The organism is Pontibacter rugosus, assembly GCF_042678745.1.
Lineage (GTDB): Bacteria > Bacteroidota > Bacteroidia > Cytophagales > Hymenobacteraceae > Pontibacter > Pontibacter rugosus.
The window spans coordinates 1-17,487 of record NZ_JBHTLD010000096.1; the positions used below are offsets into that span (position 1 = coordinate 1).

A 17,487-nucleotide genomic window follows, 5' to 3' on the forward strand; every position below is an offset into this window, starting at 1 on the left:
CAAAGCTATACTTACAGTTATTCCTTTTTTCAAGAAAAATAGTAACTTTAAAACTTCTTGCTGTAAACGAGCAACGGCACCACAAGGTCGATTACAGTTAATTTAAAGGATTGACCTTTATTTATTTATATAAGCCTAGGTGCCTGAGTTAACGATGCAAGCAGAAAGCAATAAATCAAAAATATTTTTCAGAGGTGGCGGTGAGATGGGCAACCTCATCAGACAGTTAAACTGGGAAAGCACATCACTTGGCCCTGTAGAGAGTTGGCCGCAAAGCCTTCGGACAGCTGTCAGTATTATGTTATCATCAAAAATCCCGATGATGATCCATTGGGGTCCAGAGCTGATTCACTTCTATAACGATGGGTATGCTACTATTATGCAGACCAAGCACCCCGGTGCCCTGGGGGAGCCTGCTTACCCGTGGTGGAGTGAGATGTGGGATTTCCTGACACCTATTTTTGATAAAGTAAAGGCTGGCGAAACAACCTATTTCAAAGATCAACTGGTTTTACCAAACAGGAGCGGCTTTTTAGAAGAAGCTTACTTTACCTTCTCCCACAGCCCTATTTATGATGAAGACGGCGAAGTAGGCGGCATATATGCCACCGCTATCGAAACCACCACTGACGTAGTGAACCAGCGGCGATTGGCTATGCTAAGCCACCTGGCAGCCCACAGCACCCAAATAAGGAAACCTGCCGCTACATGCCAGGCGGTGACAGAATCCTTGGCAACTAATCCGCAGGATGTGCCTTTTGCGCTCATTTACCTCATAAGCGAAACAGGAGAAGAAGCGACCTTGGCAGGTATAACAGGCCTACCCGCCAGCAGTAGGCAAAGCCCCGCTATTGTCAGCCTTAAAAATAATCTTACTGCTACGCCTTGGCCAATAGCACAGGTAGCAGCCACAGGTAAGCCTGAAATAGTAAAAAACCTACAGGAGCGGTTTGGAGCACTGGTTGCCGGGGCTTGGCCGGAGCCGCTGAAGGAGGCTATCGTGTTGCCTATCACACGTGCGGGGCAGGATGATGTGAAACGGCCTTACGCTATAATGGTGGCAGGCTTTAGCCCACGCAGGCAAGTAGACGAAGCATATATCTCTTTCTATACTTTAGTAGCTAACCATGTGGGCCGTGCCATAGCCAATGCTCAGGCGCATGAGGAAGAACGGAAAAGAGCAGAGGCCCTGGCAACCCTTGATAAAGCCAAAACAGACTTCTTTCACAACATCAGCCATGAGTTTCGCACACCGCTTACCCTCATGCTGGGGCCATTGAACGATTTGGCTGCATCGGATTTACCGGTAGAGGCACGAGAGCAGTTAGCCATGGTGCAGCGTAACGGAAAGCGCCTTTTGAAACTGGTAAACAACCTTTTAAGCTTTGCTCAAGCAGAGGCAGGACGATTAAAGGCGCAATTTCAGGCTGTAGATGTTAGCAGCCTCACAACTGACCTATGTGCTTACTTCCGCTCTGCTGCTGAAGCTGCTGGGCTACGGTTCAATGTTTACTGCGCACCTATACCAGAACCTGTTTACATAGATGTAGAGATGTGGGAAGGAATTATCTTTAACCTCCTCTCTAATGCGCTTAAATTCACATTTGAAGGTGAAATAACGGTTAGCTTTAATTACATAGATAAGCAAGTAGTCTTAACTGTAGCCGACACAGGCGTTGGTGTGCCTGCCGAAGAAACAGCTCAACTGTTCTCGCGTTTCCATCGCATAAAAGGAGTAAAGAGCCGCTCCCACGAAGGTTCCGGTATCGGCTTAGCCTTGGTGCAGGAGCTAGTGAAAATGCATCAAGGCACTATCAAAGTAGCCAGTACAGTTGGTGAAGGCACTACTTTCACCATTGCTATACCGGCAGGGAAAGATCATCTTCAACCTGCTGGTATAGTAACAGCTACTGAAGCGGAAGAGTCCCAGCCGACAGCTGTTGGGAACCATAAGAAACCAGAGGAGCGGGCTGGCCTTACGTATGATTATACCGTAACATCTCCCAAACATAAAAGTCTTCCATCGTTTGCAACCACTGCTGCCATAGAGCGCCCGCTTGTACTGTTAGTAGATGATAATCAGGATATGTTATATTACCTGAAGCGCATACTTCAGCAAGATTATAACATACAAACGGCACCCAACGGAGCTCATGCCTGGAAAGCGATTTTAGACAATTATCCAGCATTAGTTATTTCGGATATCATGATGCCCGAGGTGGATGGTTTTCAGCTGCTGGAGCAGATCAGGGCTGATGAACGTACGCGGCTCCTGCCTGTTATACTACTATCGGCAAGAGCTGGCGAGGAAGCTCGCGCAGAAGGCATGGAACAGGGTGCTGACGATTACCTGATCAAACCCTTTGATGCACGCGAACTGAAGGCGCGTGTAAAGGCAAACCTGGAGCTGGCTCAGCTACGCAGCCAGTTAACTGCGGTGGTAACAAGTATGAATGAAGGCTTTGCAGTATTGGACCACCACTCTCGCTTTACTTTTGTGAACAGCCGAGTACTGCATAGCTTAAGCAAGGAGGCGACACAGGTAAACGGTAAGCTGCTGGAGGAAGTGGTGCCAGAAGATGTATACAAAGCTCTTCGGGCACGTATGTCACTTTCGCAAAAGGACGAGCTGCCACGCACTTTTGAATACCAGGAAAAAGAAAGAGGCCGCTGGCTGGAGGTTCGTATACACCCTTTGGCAGAAGGAACAGCTTTTCTGTTAACAGACATCACCTTCCGTAAAAAAGCAAAAAGCAGTTTGCAGCATACGCTAGAGGAAACAGAGAGCCACAACACCACGCTGATGAAAGCTAACGAAACGCTGGACAGCTTTGTGCACATGGCAGCCCACGACTTAAAGTCTCCTATCAATGGTTTAAAATCCTTACTGGAGCTTTACCAGTCAGAGAGTAACCCTGCCATACAAAAAGCTAGCATTTCGAGAATTGAGACTGCCGTTAAAAAGTTAGACTTAACAGTAACCGGCTTATTAAGCATTGTGCAGTTCCAGGGCAAAGGTGATCGCGGTACTCAGGAGATACGATTTGATGAAGTATTCCGTGACCTGCAGGAGGATTTTTCTGAACAGCTACAGGCACAAAACGGGCAACTGGCCGCAGATTTTAATGAGGCAGAATCCATTGTTTATGTGGAGGCTTACCTGGTTAGCATCATTCGAAATGTGGTGCAGAATGCGCTTAAGTATAAATCACCTAATAGGCCACCTATTATCCACCTGCACACCGAGCGCGATCATGACACAGTGCTTCTGCGAGTGTCTGATAACGGCATTGGCATTGACCTGGAGCGCTACGGACATCACCTGTTCAAGCCTTTCAAACGATTTACCAATGCAGCAGAAGGCAACGGGCTAGGGCTTTACCTGGTTAAAAATATGGTAGAGCGAAATGGTGGCCGTCTGCAGGTAGACAGTAAGCTGGCACTAGGCACTACATTCAATATCTACCTGAAGGAGTATGCCAGAACAGCTGTACAGTCTGCAGGCACTCCATTAGCTTAAAGAGCAAAGCCTGTAGCTCATTTGAACTACAGGCTTTGCTCTTTACATCTACTAGCAATTATACTTCGTTTGCAGCTGCTACAGGCTGGCCTTGTTGCGCGCGTTTGGCCATGATCTGCTGTACAGCTCTTGGGGCACGTATGGTTTCTTTTCGGATGATTTCCTGCAGCTGTAAAAAACCGCCAATCAGCGCCTCTGGCCTTGGTGGACAACCCGGCACATATACATCCACCGGTATAATTCTGTCTACTCCTTTCACTACATGGTAACCGTGTTCCCAGTATGGCCCACCGCAGTTAGAGCAGCTCCCCATCGAGATCACATAGCGTGGCTCTGGCATCTGCTCATAGAGGCGGCGCACACGGTCGGCCATTTTAAAAGTAACTGTGCCAGCCACGATCATCACATCAGACTGCCGCGGTGAGGCCCGAGGTATAATACCAAACCGATCCAGGTCATAGCCTGAGGCGTAGGCCCCCATCATCTCAATAGCGCAGCAAGCTAACCCGAAGCCCATCGGAAACAGCGAGGTTAGTCGCGCCCAGTTCAGCAAATCATCCAGCTTGGTGATCACTACACCGCCTTCTCCTGTCTTGTCCACTTTAACAATTATGAATGATGAATTAGAAATTATGAATGGCTCTGTTTATACTTCCGTGTTTCTGCTTACTTTATTTTTAGCCTCATGGCGGGCGTTTACCTTTTGGTACACATCCAGTGGTATTTTCGAGCGGCTCTTCGGAAGTATAGGCTTTGGCTTTATCCAGTCGAGGTGGCCTTTGGCCCAGGCATAGGCTAACCCCAGCACCAGCACACCTATAAAGATAAACATCTCTGCCAATGAGAACCATCCCCATAACCCACCTGTTGCCTCTATCAGTTCCTTACGCCCAAATACCGTTGCCCACGGGAACAGAAAGGCCAGCTCTACATCAAAAATGATAAAGATAAGCGCCACCACATAAAAGCGTGGGTTAAACTGTACCCACGCATTCCCAATTGGCTCCTCTCCTGATTCGTACGTTGTCAGCTTTTCAGCATTTGGGTTATCAGGGCGTATCAGCCGGCTTGTCAGCATACCAATCACCACAAAAATAGCCCCGCCTACCAGGAAGAGTAAGATTGTACCAAAATCTGATGTATAGTTTTCTGCCATTGTGTTGCAGCTGTTTATGCAAAATTACGATAAATTATGAGATAGCGGATGTTGCGTACGTGGTATAGATAAGTAAGACTCTAGCGTTTACTTATTTATGAGCTTTCTCTTTTGGCGCAAGTCTTCAGATTCGTATACTATAAATAGTGTCGGAACTGTAACTCAACTGCCTTGGAAAGCTATACCTGAATAACTGCTGCTTATCAAGGGCTGAACCGTCTACTTCTCTGGCGCAAGTGTCCGCTTGTGCCTCCAACTGCCTCCGCTCTGCTCCGGCTGCTTTGGCGGGCACCGCAACATGCACAAGGCGCTTTTTTTGAGGGCCCCTACCCCCACCCAAGGACTGGGATTGGTTCAGTAGCCAAAGCTGACAGAGCTTACACTGACTCCCCTCTCGGGAGGGGCTGGGGTGGGTTTACTTGAATATCCTAACTACAGCGCTTATACCTGACGAACAGTTAGTTACAGATTCCCTGCCTGGGGATGGGACCCCTCGTAAAAAATAAGGAGGGGCTAGGGATGGAGCCAACTGACTAACTTAAACCATAGCGATTATACTTGAACTAAAACAGCGACTAAACAAATCACTCCTTAAAGCTGTAACACCTATAGCAACCGAAAACGAACGTATACTATGCTTACCGGACGAGTAAACGCACCAGAAATAAATACAGAATACGGCTGGCTCAACACAGAGCAGAACTGGTCTATCAAAGATTTTAAAGGCAAGATTGTGCTGCTGGACTTCTGGACCTTTGGCTGCATTAACTGCCAACATATTGTGCCTGACCTGAAGCGACTGGAAGAGGAGTATGCCGATGTGCTGGTAGTAGTGGGCATACATTCGGCTAAGTTTGATGCCGAGAAGCAAAATGAAACAATTATGCAGGCCGTTCGGAAGTTTGGCATAGAGCACCCGGTGGTAAATGATGCTGATTACCAGATTTGGACGCAGTACGGCATTAAGGCATGGCCCACTACAGTGCTGATAGATCCTAATGGCAAAGTAATTGGGCAGCACGCGGGCGAAAGCGTTTACGATACTGTGAAGCCATACATCGAGCAGCTGAAAGAGCAGTTTGAAGGACAGCTAAACAAAGAGCCTATTCATTTCCACGTGGAGCATGCCATGCAACAGAAGCCAAGTCTCTACTTTCCGTCAAAGTTGATCAGTGATGCAGATGGCAACATTTACCTCTCCGACAGTGGCCACAACCGCATTCTGAAGCTTAACCAGCAGGGGCAGGTGCTGGAAGTAATTGGCAGCGGCAACCAAGGCTTTGATAACGGCAGTTACGCAGAAACTACTTTTTATGAGCCACATGGTTTGGCGCTGCACGAGTCTGTGCTTTATGTAGCTGATGCCAAAAACAATGCGATCCGGAAAGTTGACCTGCAAACCCAGCAGGTAAGCACTGCGGCTGGCACAGGAGAGCTAGGATACTATTTTCTGGAGGATAAATTAGAAGAACCAGTAAACCCTAACAGCCCCTGGGATCTGCTTATACTTGATGATTTCCTTTACATTGCCAATGCCGGAAACCACCAGATTCTACGCATGGATCTAGCCACAGAGCAGGTATACCGCTTTGCAGGCAGCGGTCGGGAGGCTTTAACTGATGGCCCTCTCCGTGAAGCAGCTTTCAACCAGCCCAGTGGCCTGGCCAGCAATGGTCCTGTGCTTTATGTAGCTGATGCCGAAGCAAGTGCTATTCGCACTGTGAATACTCAGACAGGTATGGTTTTAACGCCTTTGGGCAGAGGCTTGTTTGATTTTGGGGATATAGATGGCCATGTGGATGATGCCCTGTTGCAGCACTGTGTTGGTGTTGAGAACATAGACAGCAACATCTACATAGCTGATACTTATAATGGCAAAATTAAGGTGCTGGACCTGGAGCGCCAGAAAGTGCGCACCATAGCGGAAGGCCTTCACGAGCCTAACGACATCATCTTCCTAAATGGTCAGTTGTGGGTTACCAGCACCAACAGCCATCAACTTTTCACAGTTGATATTACTACTGGTGAGAAACAGGAAGTAAAGGTGAGGTTTAAAGAATAGGTGAACATATAAAAAGAACCCACCGCCTTAGCAGCAGCAGCTTCACGTGTAGTAACTGCTAATATTTTCACAGCTTCTACAGTTTAAATCACAACAAGGCAATTCTTGTGGAGGACATTACTCTTCTCAAGAACTGCCAATAGATTAGTAAAGTGGGCTTGGTATTACCATCACTTCTATAGTCTTCCATTTAAAGTTAAAATACACAGCTATTTACCTTTACTATCCTCAAAAATTATACTATACATATCATAGTATAAATAAAGATTTATTTGCATCTTAAACATCTGAAGAAAACCAAAATCATTATGAGACCTACAGCTAAGGTAATTGCTTTATCACTCTTGGCTTATAGCCTTATTAGTATAGATGCTACAGCTCAGTACACGCAAACCAATGATATGGAAGGCAGGGCGGTGCATGAATACAACACTATCTCTATGGATGGCTCACCTTATCTGCATCCTGATTGGGCGACAGGGTCCATTAGTTTAAGCAATGGCATTACCTACCAAGGTATTTCTATTATGTATGACCAAGTGAAGGATGTGATTATTTTCAAGACTAAAAATAATCAAGTGAAAGAGCTGATAGAACCTGTGCAGGAATTTAGCATAAGTTATATTAAAGATAACCAAAAGGTTGAGAAGACTTTCCGCAAGGGCTACAGCAGTGAAGAAATTTCCCCAAACACATTTTTGGAAGTTATAGCCCAAGGCAAGCACACGATGCTCAAAAAAACCTCTAAGAACTTGTTTGACCGTAAAAACTACAGCTCCGCAACAATAAATAGAGAAGTACAGGAATCATCTGACTATTATATAGCAACGAACAATAAACTGGTAAAGGTAAAAAAATCCAAAAGCTCACTGTTATCAGTTTTATCTGGAGAAACAGGCAATTTAGAAGTTTATATTAAAAAGAACTCACTGAACCTACGTAACGAAGAAGACATAGCTAAACTAGTAGCCTACTCCAATAGCTTATAGCAAAGCTCAGTTAAGCAGCTTAATATTTTGAGCGATATTTAGGCCTGAAGCAGTGCATACTTGGAAGCTGCTATACGACAATAAGATATCCCCCTCCCACTGCTCAGCATCCAAAACGCTTTGATGCTGAGCCTACTTTTATCAATTTCAAATATAGGTTTTGAAGAAAATGCGTCAAAGTCTCCTTTGTTTCAGCACCTGATCACAATAGTCTGAAGGTTTATCATCTAAAAGCGGGGCAAGAAAAAAATAAGATATCGAAATGAGGCCATTATGCCGACGCAGTACTCTTGGAGGGCAAGTAGCAAGGCATGCTAGTGCCCCTTATATGAGATAGTATAAGATCTGCCTCCTGATTCCAACACAGCCGCAAAAAGCGGTTGAGACATAGATAAAAGGACTTGTTGTCAAATTCACCGCCGCTGCTCAAATTCCTCAAACCCTAGCAGACTCTCCTTTTCCTCTACCTCTACCTTTTCAACGCTTGCCCTGCTTGGCCCTTCGTGCGCCCACTGTTCCAGCTGGCTTAAGGCCTTTACATCTCCTTCAGCCTCCAGGTACACAGTGCCACCCAGCTCATTTTGCACAAAACCGGTTAGGCCCAGTGCTCTTGCTTTTTCTTGTGTGGTGGCTCTAAAAAACACTCCCTGCACCTTGCCATACACCCGCATGGCAATACGCTTCTTGCTGTTGCTCTCCATCTTTTAAGTATAACTGGACTTCTGTTTCAAGCAGAACGGGCTAAGCAGCCATAAGTTTACTAACTTATACTTTTGAGGCACCGAACATTTACTGCGGTCGGTTTTGTTATCTTTGAAACACGTATACTTGTATACAAGACGTGTGGCTTCTTTTGCCCGTTGAGGGGCCTTAGCCGCTACCATACTATAGAGAAAGGAATTAAGAACTATGTCATTATTATTCACAGATTTTAAGAGTTGGCAAGAGCACTGTGCCGAAACCGGCGAACCGCTTTACCAGCCTGTGCTAGCATACGAAACCGACCAAAAAGGCCGCTCTGAAGAGTATATATGGGAAAACATCGCCAATGCCTTTGAGGTAATGAAAGATGCCGTGCAGACAGGACTGACAGAAAACATGCAGTCGCGCTCGGGCATGGTGAACAACAGCGCTAAGAAAGTGGCTAAGTCTCCGGTTACCGTTCTGTCTCCGGAGTTTCAGATGCTGGTATCACGTGCCTTGGGTGCTAAAGAGGTAAACTCTTGCATGGGCCGCGTAGTAGCTGCTCCAACAGCGGGTGCTTCCGGTATTTTGCCGGGCACGCTTACCACACTTCAGGAGCTGCACGGCCTGGAAGACCGAACAATACACGAGGGTCTGTTGGTAGCAGCAGGTATCGCTTTAATTATTGAGCAGAATGCTTCGCTGGCAGGTGCCGTAGGTGGTTGTCAGGCAGAAACAGGTAGTGCTGGCGCCATGGCTGCCGGAGCCATCGTCTATTGCCTCGGCGGAAATGTAGAGCAAGTGTTCACAGCTGTGGCCATTACCATACAGTGTATGCTGGGCTTAGTATGCGACCCGGTAGCAGGTTTGGTGGAGGTACCTTGTATTGTGCGTAATGCCAGTGCCGCCGCTATTGCTTTCTCTTCTGCACAGATGGCTATAGCCGGTGTTAATGCTGTTATACCTGTAGACCAATGCGTGGCTGCCCTTGGTGAGGTAGGCGAAAGTATGGAGCGCAAGTATAAAGAAACAGCAGAAGGTGGACTTGCTAACACCCCAAGAGCAAGGGAGATTGAAAACTTTGTATTGGTGCAGGATGTGGAGATCCTGCCTGACGAGGATAGCGAATAAATTCTGTTTTGTTGATTTTGCACCCGGCCACCAAGTATAAACTTACTTGCCATACTTTACAATTTAAGTAGAACAACAGTGCAGCAAGAGCAGAAATTTGTAAGATGCTTTGCTCACTCGACATACATCAATGTTATCACTATAAACGAAAAGCAATTCTATATTTTAAGCCGTAAATTGCCTTGCTATAGATCAGAACGCTTTTCTGTAAAACAATATTGACATGAACATTAGACCAAGACGCAACCGCCGAACAGAGGTAATACGCAACCTGGTGCAGGAAACTACACTTGGTGTTAACGATTTTATATTCCCACTCTTTATCATTGAAGGACAAAACCAGCGTGAGGACATCACCTCCATGCCAGGCATCAGCCGCTTTTCCATAGATACGCTTCAGGATGAAATTGCTTCCTGCGTAGAATTAGGGATCAAAGCCTTTGCTCCTTTCCCCAACATTCCTGAGCACCTGAAGGATAAGTATGCCACCGAAAGTCAGAACCCGGATGGGCTTTACACCAGTGCTATTCGCGAGATAAAGAAAAACTTTCCGGAGGTAGCCATTTTTTCGGATATAGCCATGGACCCTTACAGTTCTGATGGCCATGACGGCATTGTGGAGAACGGGGAGATTCTGAACGATGAGACACTGGAGGTATTGGGCAAAATGGCTCTGGCGCAGGCACAGGCAGGGTCAGATGTGGTAGCTCCCTCTGATATGATGGATGGCCGTATAGGGCACATCCGCCGGGTGCTTGATGAGAATGGCTTCCAGAAGGTGGGTATTATGAGTTATACAGCAAAGTATGCCAGTGCCTTTTACGGACCTTTCCGTGATGCTTTGGCCTCTGCCCCAAAAATGGGCGATAAAAAAACGTACCAGATGAACCCGGCCAACAGCCGCGAAGCGCTGTTAGAAGCAGAACTGGATATTGCTGAAGGGGCCGATTACCTGATGGTAAAACCTGCGTTGGCTTATCTGGACATCATCAAACTTTTGCGCGACAACTCACACTTGCCTGTTGCGGCTTATAACGTGAGCGGAGAGTATGCCATGGTAAAAGCCGCCGCTCAAAATGGCTGGCTAGATGGTGAAAAAGCTATGCTGGAAAGCCTGTTAAGTATAAAACGTGCCGGTGCTGATATCATACTCTCGTATTTTGCTAAGGAGTTTGCCCAGTACCTGAAAAAATAATTTATTCGTTTAGCACTGTTTGTAAACGCACCGGCTCTTGCTGGTGCGTTTTTTTTTCTGCCGCCGCAGGGAGCTTTCGGCACCTCTTAAACATTTACAAATCAGGCCACTAATTTATCTGGTGCAGAAGGAACAACTTTGGCTTTATCAGGCTTATATAGTACCTTGAGAATAGAACAGACGTACCCAACGATACTTTTATGAGAAGATGGAGCCTTTGGCTTGTTGCGTTAAGCATGGTGGCTAGCACTTCGGCGCTTGCACAGCGTAACCTCACCCCTACCCGTACTAATACAGCAGCACTTCAGCGCATTGCCTCCTCCGCTGAAAAGGATTATAGGCTAAACCGCATCAAGGCTTTTAAACTAGCCGAAGAGCGGGGATGGGTAGTAGAGAAAACGTATAGTAATGGTACTTCTATTTCGCTGCAAGGTATTGATGCCAAAGGGCTTCCTATCTATTATATTACCTACAATAACTCCAATGCAGCGGCTACCACCAAAACAGACCAGCTATGGGCCGGTGGCTCACTTGGCTTGAGCCTGAGCGGCAGCGGGAGCAAAATATCAAATAAACTGGCTATCTGGGATGGTGGCCGTGTACGGTCTACACACCAGGAACTGGCAGGGCGGGTAATTCAAAAAGATAATCCGACAGAAATTAACGACCATGCCACCCACGTGGCAGGCACCATGGTGGCTAGCGGTGTAAATGCATCAGCTAAAGGCATGGCATTCGGCTATAAATCTCTATTAGCCTATGATTTTAATGGAGATGATGCCGAAATGGCCGCAGCCGCAAAAGACCTGCTGGTATCAAACCACTCGTATGGCAATATTGCTGGATGGCGCTACAACTCCGATCGCAAAGGTACTGACGAAGATCCTTACTGGGAATGGTGGGGTGATACAGACATTAGCAGCACGGAAGATTATACCTTTGGATATTATGATGAAGGTGCCGCCACTTGGGATGAGATAGCCTACAATGCACCCTATTACCTGATCGTAAAATCAGCGGGCAACAACCGCAACGAAACAGGCCCGGAAGTGGGCAAACCATACTATCAGCGCAACAGCAAAGGCTCTTTTAAATTAATAGACAAACGCCCTGCCACTATAAGCAGCAACAATAGCTATGATGTGCTTTCTACAGCCAGCAATGCCAAAAACATACTTACTGTTGGCGCTGTAGCAGCTATTACAAACGGCTATAACCAAGCCTCTGATGTAAGAATATCCTCCTTCAGCTCCTGGGGCCCTACAGATGACGGACGTATAAAACCAGACTTAGTAGGCAACGGTGTAGCTGTGCTTTCGACCTCATCTACAAACGACAGAAGCTACCAAGTGCTGAGCGGAACCTCTATGGCCTCTCCGAATGTAGCAGGTACGCTCCTGCTGCTGCAAGAGCATTACAGCAATGTGAACAATGGGCAGTTTATGCGTGCAGCTACTCTAAAAGGGCTGGCTATACATACAGCAGACGAGGCTGGCTCTACTAGTGGCCCCGATTATGTGTTTGGTTGGGGCTTACTAAACGCAGAACGTGCTGCCACTTTTATTTCCAACACAAAAAAAACCCATCTGCTGGACGAAAAAACGCTGGCACAAGGGCAGACTCACACCTTAGCGATACAGGCTTCAGGTGCCGGCCCACTTAAAATCACCATATCCTGGACAGACCCAAAGGCGACACCTGTTGCCGTTGGAGCAAATGCCTTAAACAGCCGTACGCCAAAGCTGATAAATGACCTGGATGTGCGCGTAACAGGCAATGGCAAAGACCATCTGCCCTGGACACTGAACCCTGCTAAGCCTGCAGAAGCGGCAAAGGCAGGAGACAACGTGCTGGACAATGTGGAGCAGATTTTAATTGCAGATGCGGTACCAGGGCAGACGTATACTATAACTGTAAAACACAAAGGGCAACTGGTGAGCGGGCCGCAGGCTTACTCTTTATTAGTGAGTGGCGCAGGTGGCACGTTAGCTTGTACTGTGGCAACGGGCACTAATACTGGTGCCAAAATCAGCAAGCTAACGCTGGGAACACAAGCCAGCAACTATAGCGAAGCCTGCACCACATACCGCAACCTGACAGGCACAGTTTTCACATTCGAGCCAAGTCAGACAAAGCAACTTAAGCTGGACCTAGGATCTTGTGGCGCAGACGCAGCAAAGGTGGTTAAGGCTTTTGTTGACTGGAATGGCAACGGCTCGTTTACAGATGCCGGCGAAATCATTACTTCTGATGTATTGAACAGCAACACCTACATAGCTAACCTAACGGCTCCTGGTTTTGTACAGGAGGGAAATAAAGTTAGAATGCGTGTGATGGTGCAGGAAACGGCTAATGCAGCAACTATAGATGCCTGTAGTAGCTCTCCAAAAGGCGAAACACACGATTACCTAATCCAATACATTAAACCACAGAAAGATGTGGGCATAACAGGTATACAACCTGTTGGTGCCTCGCTTTGCGCAACAGATGCCCAAAGTGTGCAGGTTATACTACGTAACCATGGGTCGGTTGAGCAGCGAAATATACCTGTAGCAGTTACTATACTTAAAAATGGAGTAGAGTTAACAACTTTAAAAGCTACGTTTATGGGTGTGCTGGCACCTTTTAGCCAAGCAAACCTACTGCTACCCGAAACGTTTGCCACAGAGGCCGGTGCCACCTATGAGCTGGTGGCACAGTCAGATTTAACGAATGATGCCGTTTTAAGCAACAACCAGCGCAACTATAGCTTTGCTGTAGCTGGCGACGGTGTGGCTCCAGTAGAGGCCTTTGCGTTCCGCTGCGGTGAAGGCTCTAACTACATTGTATCGGCACAAGGTGAAGGTACTCCTTTCTGGTATTCTTCCCCGACCAGCACTACGCCTGTAGCCGCTGGCGATCAGGTGCAGGTACCTGTTGCTACCGCTGGCACTACTTTATACGCCGCCTTTGATGATTTTACGGCAACGGTTGGAGCACCAAACAAGGCTGCTTTTGAGAAGGGTAACTACAATCAGTTTGGGCCTTCGGTACTAGTTAACACCAAGGCACCAGTTGTGCTGGAGCAGGCGCGGCTCTATATTGGCAACAGCGGAAAAATCACCTTTACGGTATATGATAGCAATGGTGCACCTGTATCATCCCGCACACTAAATGTTACGGCTACTACCAGCAAACCAGGTCCTGCCGATCAACCAGACGACCTGGCTGATCCGGGGCAGCTGTATTACCTCGGCTTGCAGTTGCCTAAGGCAGGAGACTATACCATTGCCATTTCTTATGAGGATGGAGCTACTATTTACAGGAACAATGCTGGGGTAAAGGGCTATCCTTTCGGTATAGAAAACGTCTTTACCATTACGGGTAACACCGCTACCACCGACTCGCAGAACTACTATTACTATTTCTATGATCTGAAAGTACGCGCCTTGGGTTGTGCAGGTCCACGTGTAGCTGTAACAGTAAAAACAGGGGCTCCGCTGGAAACACCGTCTGTCGCACGACAGGGGCAGGAGTTGGTATCCAGTGAGGCAGAAGGCAATCAGTGGTTTCTGGACGGAGAGGCGATAGCAGGCGCTACCGGCAGCAGCTTTACCCCTTCTTTTGATGGGCAGTACAGCGTAGTTGTATTCAAGAATGGTTGTATTTCTGATATGTCGTTGGCTTACAGATATGAGTTGGAAAGCGCTGAACGGGAAGTTGGGCCAGAGCTAATGGTGTATCCTAACCCTAGCAACGATGGCAAGTTCAGTTATACGGTGGAAACAACTGCACTGGAAGACATGCATCTGATGGTGGTGGATGTGGTAGGGAAACAGGTTTACGCTGCTACTGTAAAGCAGATTAATGGCCAATACAAAGGCAGCTTTGATTTATCTAAGTATTCAGATGGCCTTTACATTGTAAGATTGCAGTATGGCAACCAGACCTATACCCGCAAAATAGTTATCCGCCGATAAGCTTTCTATCAGCCTTATTAAAAAAGGGAGGTAGCTTTAGAAGCGCCTCCCTTTTTTATGTCTGTCGCAGCCCTTGCTACTAACTGACGCATAGTATGAATAGATTGCAACTTTATACTACGCGTTTTTATACTTGCTTTAGGCTGTTTGAGTTAGTTAAGGCTTAGCAAGCTTCCGCTTTAGCGTAAGGTAATCAAGGTAATATAGCACCTTGATAGAAAAAGTACTGCTTTGCGGTGCGCGAAGGGTGTGCGAAAAGTTATCTACATAGCGAGGCTCTACCACATGAACATTTTCTTCAAAAGCATTTTTCCAGACTATGCTAATCTCACTGCCTGGTGCAAACCACCACGAGTACACCATGTCAAGGTTAAAGGAGTTGTAGTTTAAATCTGGTGATTCTTCCGGTTCATACTTGTAAGGCTCCAGACTTCCGTTGTGCTGCAACATAAAAAAATCGCTGTAAATAACTTTACTCCAGTTATGCCACGCACGCAGCCGCAGAGACATCCGGTTGTTAAATATATAACTGCCCGACAAGGTGTTGTTAACCGAATTAACCTTTCGTAAGCCAAAAACAACATCAGGGTCCCTCAGGAGGTTGCCCTGCTCATCCTCATACTTTACCCGGCTTACATAGCCCATATCGTCCTGCCTGTTGCCAGACTCAAAGCTATAGGCAAAGCTTAACTGATTGTTTACTCTATAGCGCGGCGAAATCTCATAGCTAAAGTTCTGTCTGTTATTTTCCTTAAAAGCGCGATAGTTTACACCTACATCCAGTGCCAATTTTTTGCGATAGTCTGTAGATACCCATCCGTTTAAGGTGTGGTTCACTGGGTAGGCATATACTCTGCCATCTACACGAGGCTCAAAGAAATCGTTCGTTACTACTGGCTCCAGGTTAACGCTTAAGCCGGCACTCATAAAGTTTTTAAACGTGCCGTTTACATTACCATAGATCACGAAATTCTGGAAATCATCTGGTAAATAACGGCGCTCATACACAGCCCCGGCATTGGTGTATAGGTTCAGTAGCTTCCAGAAAGGTTCGTAAAAATTATAGGCCAGGTTCAGTTCCTGCGCCGATGAGTTATTTGTAAACAGTATACCCATGTCGTTTGGGTCGTATTTGTCTGAGCGCAGCACATGCGATGCGTTAATCTGAAAGTTGCCGCTAACTTTTCCGGCTCCTATACTATACATGTATCCATGCTCAACATCACCTGCGTCAAACTTTTGGCTAAGGGCAGCTTTGCCGTCCACAGCATACTTGTTTCCTTTGTTAGCTATCCTAAAAAGCATGCCTGTTAGATTGGCATCGTAGGCAGAGCCCTGCCGCATCACGTTGGTGTTTACCAACGTGATGTAAGAGTTGTTTTTGAGCGACTGATCGAAAACGGCAATGTTATAGTTGGTCAGCGGCTGTGTTTTCAGTTCTACTTTGTTTCCTTCGGCATCTTCTAAGGTTGCATACTGCTCCCCCACCACTGCATTAAAAATACCGATACCCAAACCAGACTCTGTACGCCCGGAGATCTTAGTACCGTTTATCATTTTAGTTTCTATCGGATTCTCGATAACCTTGTAGTCCTGATAAAGCTCATTATCTATCAAGCTAGCATTTACAGGTCGGCCGCCAATACGCCGGGAATAAAAAAAGCCTCCTTTGTTAAACAGCTCCGTGCCCTCCAGAAAGAAGGGCCGGTTCTCGCTAAACTGCTGCTCAAAAGGAGAAAGGTTCAGCACCCGGTTATCTGACTGCACTTGGCTAAAATCCGGCACCAAGGTCATATCCAGCGTAAAAGCATCATTGATGCCATACTTCAGGTCAAGGCCACCACTAAGGTTGTAGTCTTGTTTGTGGGTAATATTACCAGTTCCCTCCTGCTCTACCGGGTACCGCTCCATAAAGGCAGAAATATACGGTGTAAGCGAAAGGCGTAAAGGGGCTTCTATATTTTGTAGGCCTTCCAGTTTGCCCCATTGGTTAGCAAAGCCATCTATGGCGGGGTCTACATAATTCCAAAAAAAACCTTCTCTGGTAGACTGCCTGTTGCGCATAAAATTCAGCCCCCATACTTGCTCTGCCTTGCTGCTAAAGCGAATGGCCGAATAAGGAATTTTGAACTCTGCAACCCAACTGGTCTTATTTAGCCTGGCACTGCTTTCCCACACAGCATTCCAACTCCAGTCTTCGCCATTAGAAGAGTAACGGGCATCAAGCTGCACCCCGGCTGGCGTTATAAAGAAGCCAAAGCCATTCAGCTCATCCAGGTAAGTATCCAGAAAAACACCGAAGAAGTCTGTGTTGCCTAAATCATCTCTGCGGCCTAACTCACGGTAGATGGAATCCTGCGACACATCATGCATGACAGCTCCTATATAAATGGCAGCATCGTCGTATAAAATCCTTACTTCTGTAGGATGCTTCTCTATTGGCCCCGGGTTGGGCCTGTTTTTAATGAATTGAGTTGCTATTTCTGCCTCTTGCCAGATAGATTCGTCTAGAATTCCATCAATTTTGGGAGTTTGCTGCACCCGTAGCGCCTTTAGGCTTTTTTGAGGATAGCTATACTTCTTCGTTTGCCCTTGCTTCTGGTCCTGCGCCTGTACAAGGCAACAGGCTAAGCAACAATAAATCAACCAGATAGGCAACAGTAGGTTTGTCTTCATCTATAGTTAGAGCAACGTATGGCAGGGTTAGCTTTTACTTATTTAGAACTAAAGATAAAGCAGAGGCAGCAAAGGTTGCTTTACTAAAAATATTATTTTTTTGATGTTTTAACAG

10 protein-coding genes are annotated in these 17,487 nt (G+C 46.6%); 6 read left to right on the forward strand and 4 right to left on the reverse strand.

The window, feature by feature from the left end; translation table 11 throughout:
• Window positions 1–298: 298 nt before the first annotated feature.
• Window positions 299–3,520 (forward strand): ATP-binding protein, encoded by a 3,222-nt coding sequence (locus tag ACFQ2O_RS11465; protein ID WP_377527543.1) that lies wholly within the window; start codon window positions 299–301, stop codon window positions 3,518–3,520.
• 58 nt (window positions 3,521–3,578) lie between these two features.
• Here ACFQ2O_RS11465 and nuoB read toward each other — a convergent pair whose 3' ends face one another.
• Together nuoB and ACFQ2O_RS11475 are read right to left on the reverse strand one after the other, a co-directional pair.
• A complete protein-coding gene (gene nuoB, locus ACFQ2O_RS11470) occupies window positions 3,579–4,121 on the reverse strand; it encodes an NADH-quinone oxidoreductase subunit NuoB (RefSeq protein WP_377527547.1) in 543 nt (180 codons plus the stop codon).
• A gap of 45 nt (window positions 4,122–4,166) precedes the next feature.
• Complete coding sequence (locus ACFQ2O_RS11475; RefSeq protein ID WP_377527549.1) at window positions 4,167–4,676, reverse strand: NADH-quinone oxidoreductase subunit A; 510 nt, start codon at window positions 4,674–4,676, stop codon at window positions 4,167–4,169.
• 634 nt (window positions 4,677–5,310) lie between these two features.
• Between ACFQ2O_RS11475 and ACFQ2O_RS11480 the strand changes: the two genes are divergently transcribed.
• The gene (locus ACFQ2O_RS11480; protein WP_377527552.1) at window positions 5,311–6,738 is read left to right on the forward strand and encodes a thioredoxin-like domain-containing protein; all 1,428 of its coding nucleotides are present in this window, start codon (window positions 5,311–5,313) and stop codon (window positions 6,736–6,738) included.
• A 308-nt stretch (window positions 6,739–7,046) separates the two neighbouring features.
• Complete coding sequence (locus ACFQ2O_RS11485) at window positions 7,047–7,727, forward strand: hypothetical protein (protein WP_377527555.1); 681 nt, start codon at window positions 7,047–7,049, stop codon at window positions 7,725–7,727.
• A gap of 413 nt (window positions 7,728–8,140) precedes the next feature.
• Here the strand turns inward: ACFQ2O_RS11485 and ACFQ2O_RS11490 are convergent, their stop codons facing one another.
• A complete protein-coding gene (locus ACFQ2O_RS11490) occupies window positions 8,141–8,428 on the reverse strand; it encodes an acylphosphatase (RefSeq protein ID WP_377527556.1) in 288 nt (95 codons plus the stop codon).
• A 208-nt stretch (window positions 8,429–8,636) separates the two neighbouring features.
• Here ACFQ2O_RS11490 and sdaAA point away from each other — a divergent pair, with 208 nt between their 5' ends.
• From sdaAA to ACFQ2O_RS11505, 3 genes are all read left to right on the forward strand, one after another.
• Window positions 8,637–9,542, forward strand: coding sequence for an L-serine ammonia-lyase, iron-sulfur-dependent, subunit alpha (gene sdaAA, locus ACFQ2O_RS11495; RefSeq protein WP_377527559.1), 906 nt, complete (start codon window positions 8,637–8,639; stop codon window positions 9,540–9,542).
• A gap of 223 nt (window positions 9,543–9,765) precedes the next feature.
• On the forward strand, window positions 9,766–10,737 hold the full coding sequence (gene hemB / locus ACFQ2O_RS11500; RefSeq protein WP_377527563.1) for a porphobilinogen synthase: 972 nt from the start codon (window positions 9,766–9,768) through the stop codon (window positions 10,735–10,737).
• Window positions 10,738–10,937: 200 nt separating this feature from the next.
• Window positions 10,938–14,696 carry a S8 family serine peptidase gene (locus tag ACFQ2O_RS11505; protein ID WP_377527566.1) on the forward strand — a complete coding sequence of 1,253 codons (3,759 nt, stop codon included), beginning with the start codon at window positions 10,938–10,940 and terminating at the stop codon, window positions 14,694–14,696.
• Between the two features lie 156 nt (window positions 14,697–14,852).
• On the opposite strand, the gene ACFQ2O_RS11510 is transcribed toward ACFQ2O_RS11505, so the two are convergent.
• On the reverse strand, window positions 14,853–17,372 hold the full coding sequence (locus tag ACFQ2O_RS11510; protein ID WP_377527570.1) for a DUF5916 domain-containing protein: 2,520 nt from the start codon (window positions 17,370–17,372) through the stop codon (window positions 14,853–14,855).
• Window positions 17,373–17,487 lie beyond the last annotated feature (115 nt).

Bases quoted from the DNA above. Each gene is read 5' to 3' on its own strand.
- ACFQ2O_RS11475 (WP_377527549.1), bottom strand. From the start codon at position 4,676: ATGGCAGAAAACTATACATCAGATTTTGGTACAATCTTACTCTTCCTG.
- ACFQ2O_RS11490 (WP_377527556.1), bottom strand. From the start codon at position 8,428: ATGGAGAGCAACAGCAAGAAGCGTATTGCCATGCGGGTGTATGGCAAG.
- ACFQ2O_RS11480 (WP_377527552.1), top strand. From the start codon at position 5,311: ATGCTTACCGGACGAGTAAACGCACCAGAAATAAATACAGAATACGGC.
- ACFQ2O_RS11510 (WP_377527570.1), bottom strand. From the start codon at position 17,372: ATGAAGACAAACCTACTGTTGCCTATCTGGTTGATTTATTGTTGCTTA.
- hemB (WP_377527563.1), top strand. From the start codon at position 9,766: ATGAACATTAGACCAAGACGCAACCGCCGAACAGAGGTAATACGCAAC.
- ACFQ2O_RS11485 (WP_377527555.1), top strand. From the start codon at position 7,047: ATGAGACCTACAGCTAAGGTAATTGCTTTATCACTCTTGGCTTATAGC.
- ACFQ2O_RS11505 (WP_377527566.1), top strand. From the start codon at position 10,938: ATGAGAAGATGGAGCCTTTGGCTTGTTGCGTTAAGCATGGTGGCTAGC.
- sdaAA (WP_377527559.1), top strand. From the start codon at position 8,637: ATGTCATTATTATTCACAGATTTTAAGAGTTGGCAAGAGCACTGTGCC.
- ACFQ2O_RS11465 (WP_377527543.1), top strand. From the start codon at position 299: ATGTTATCATCAAAAATCCCGATGATGATCCATTGGGGTCCAGAGCTG.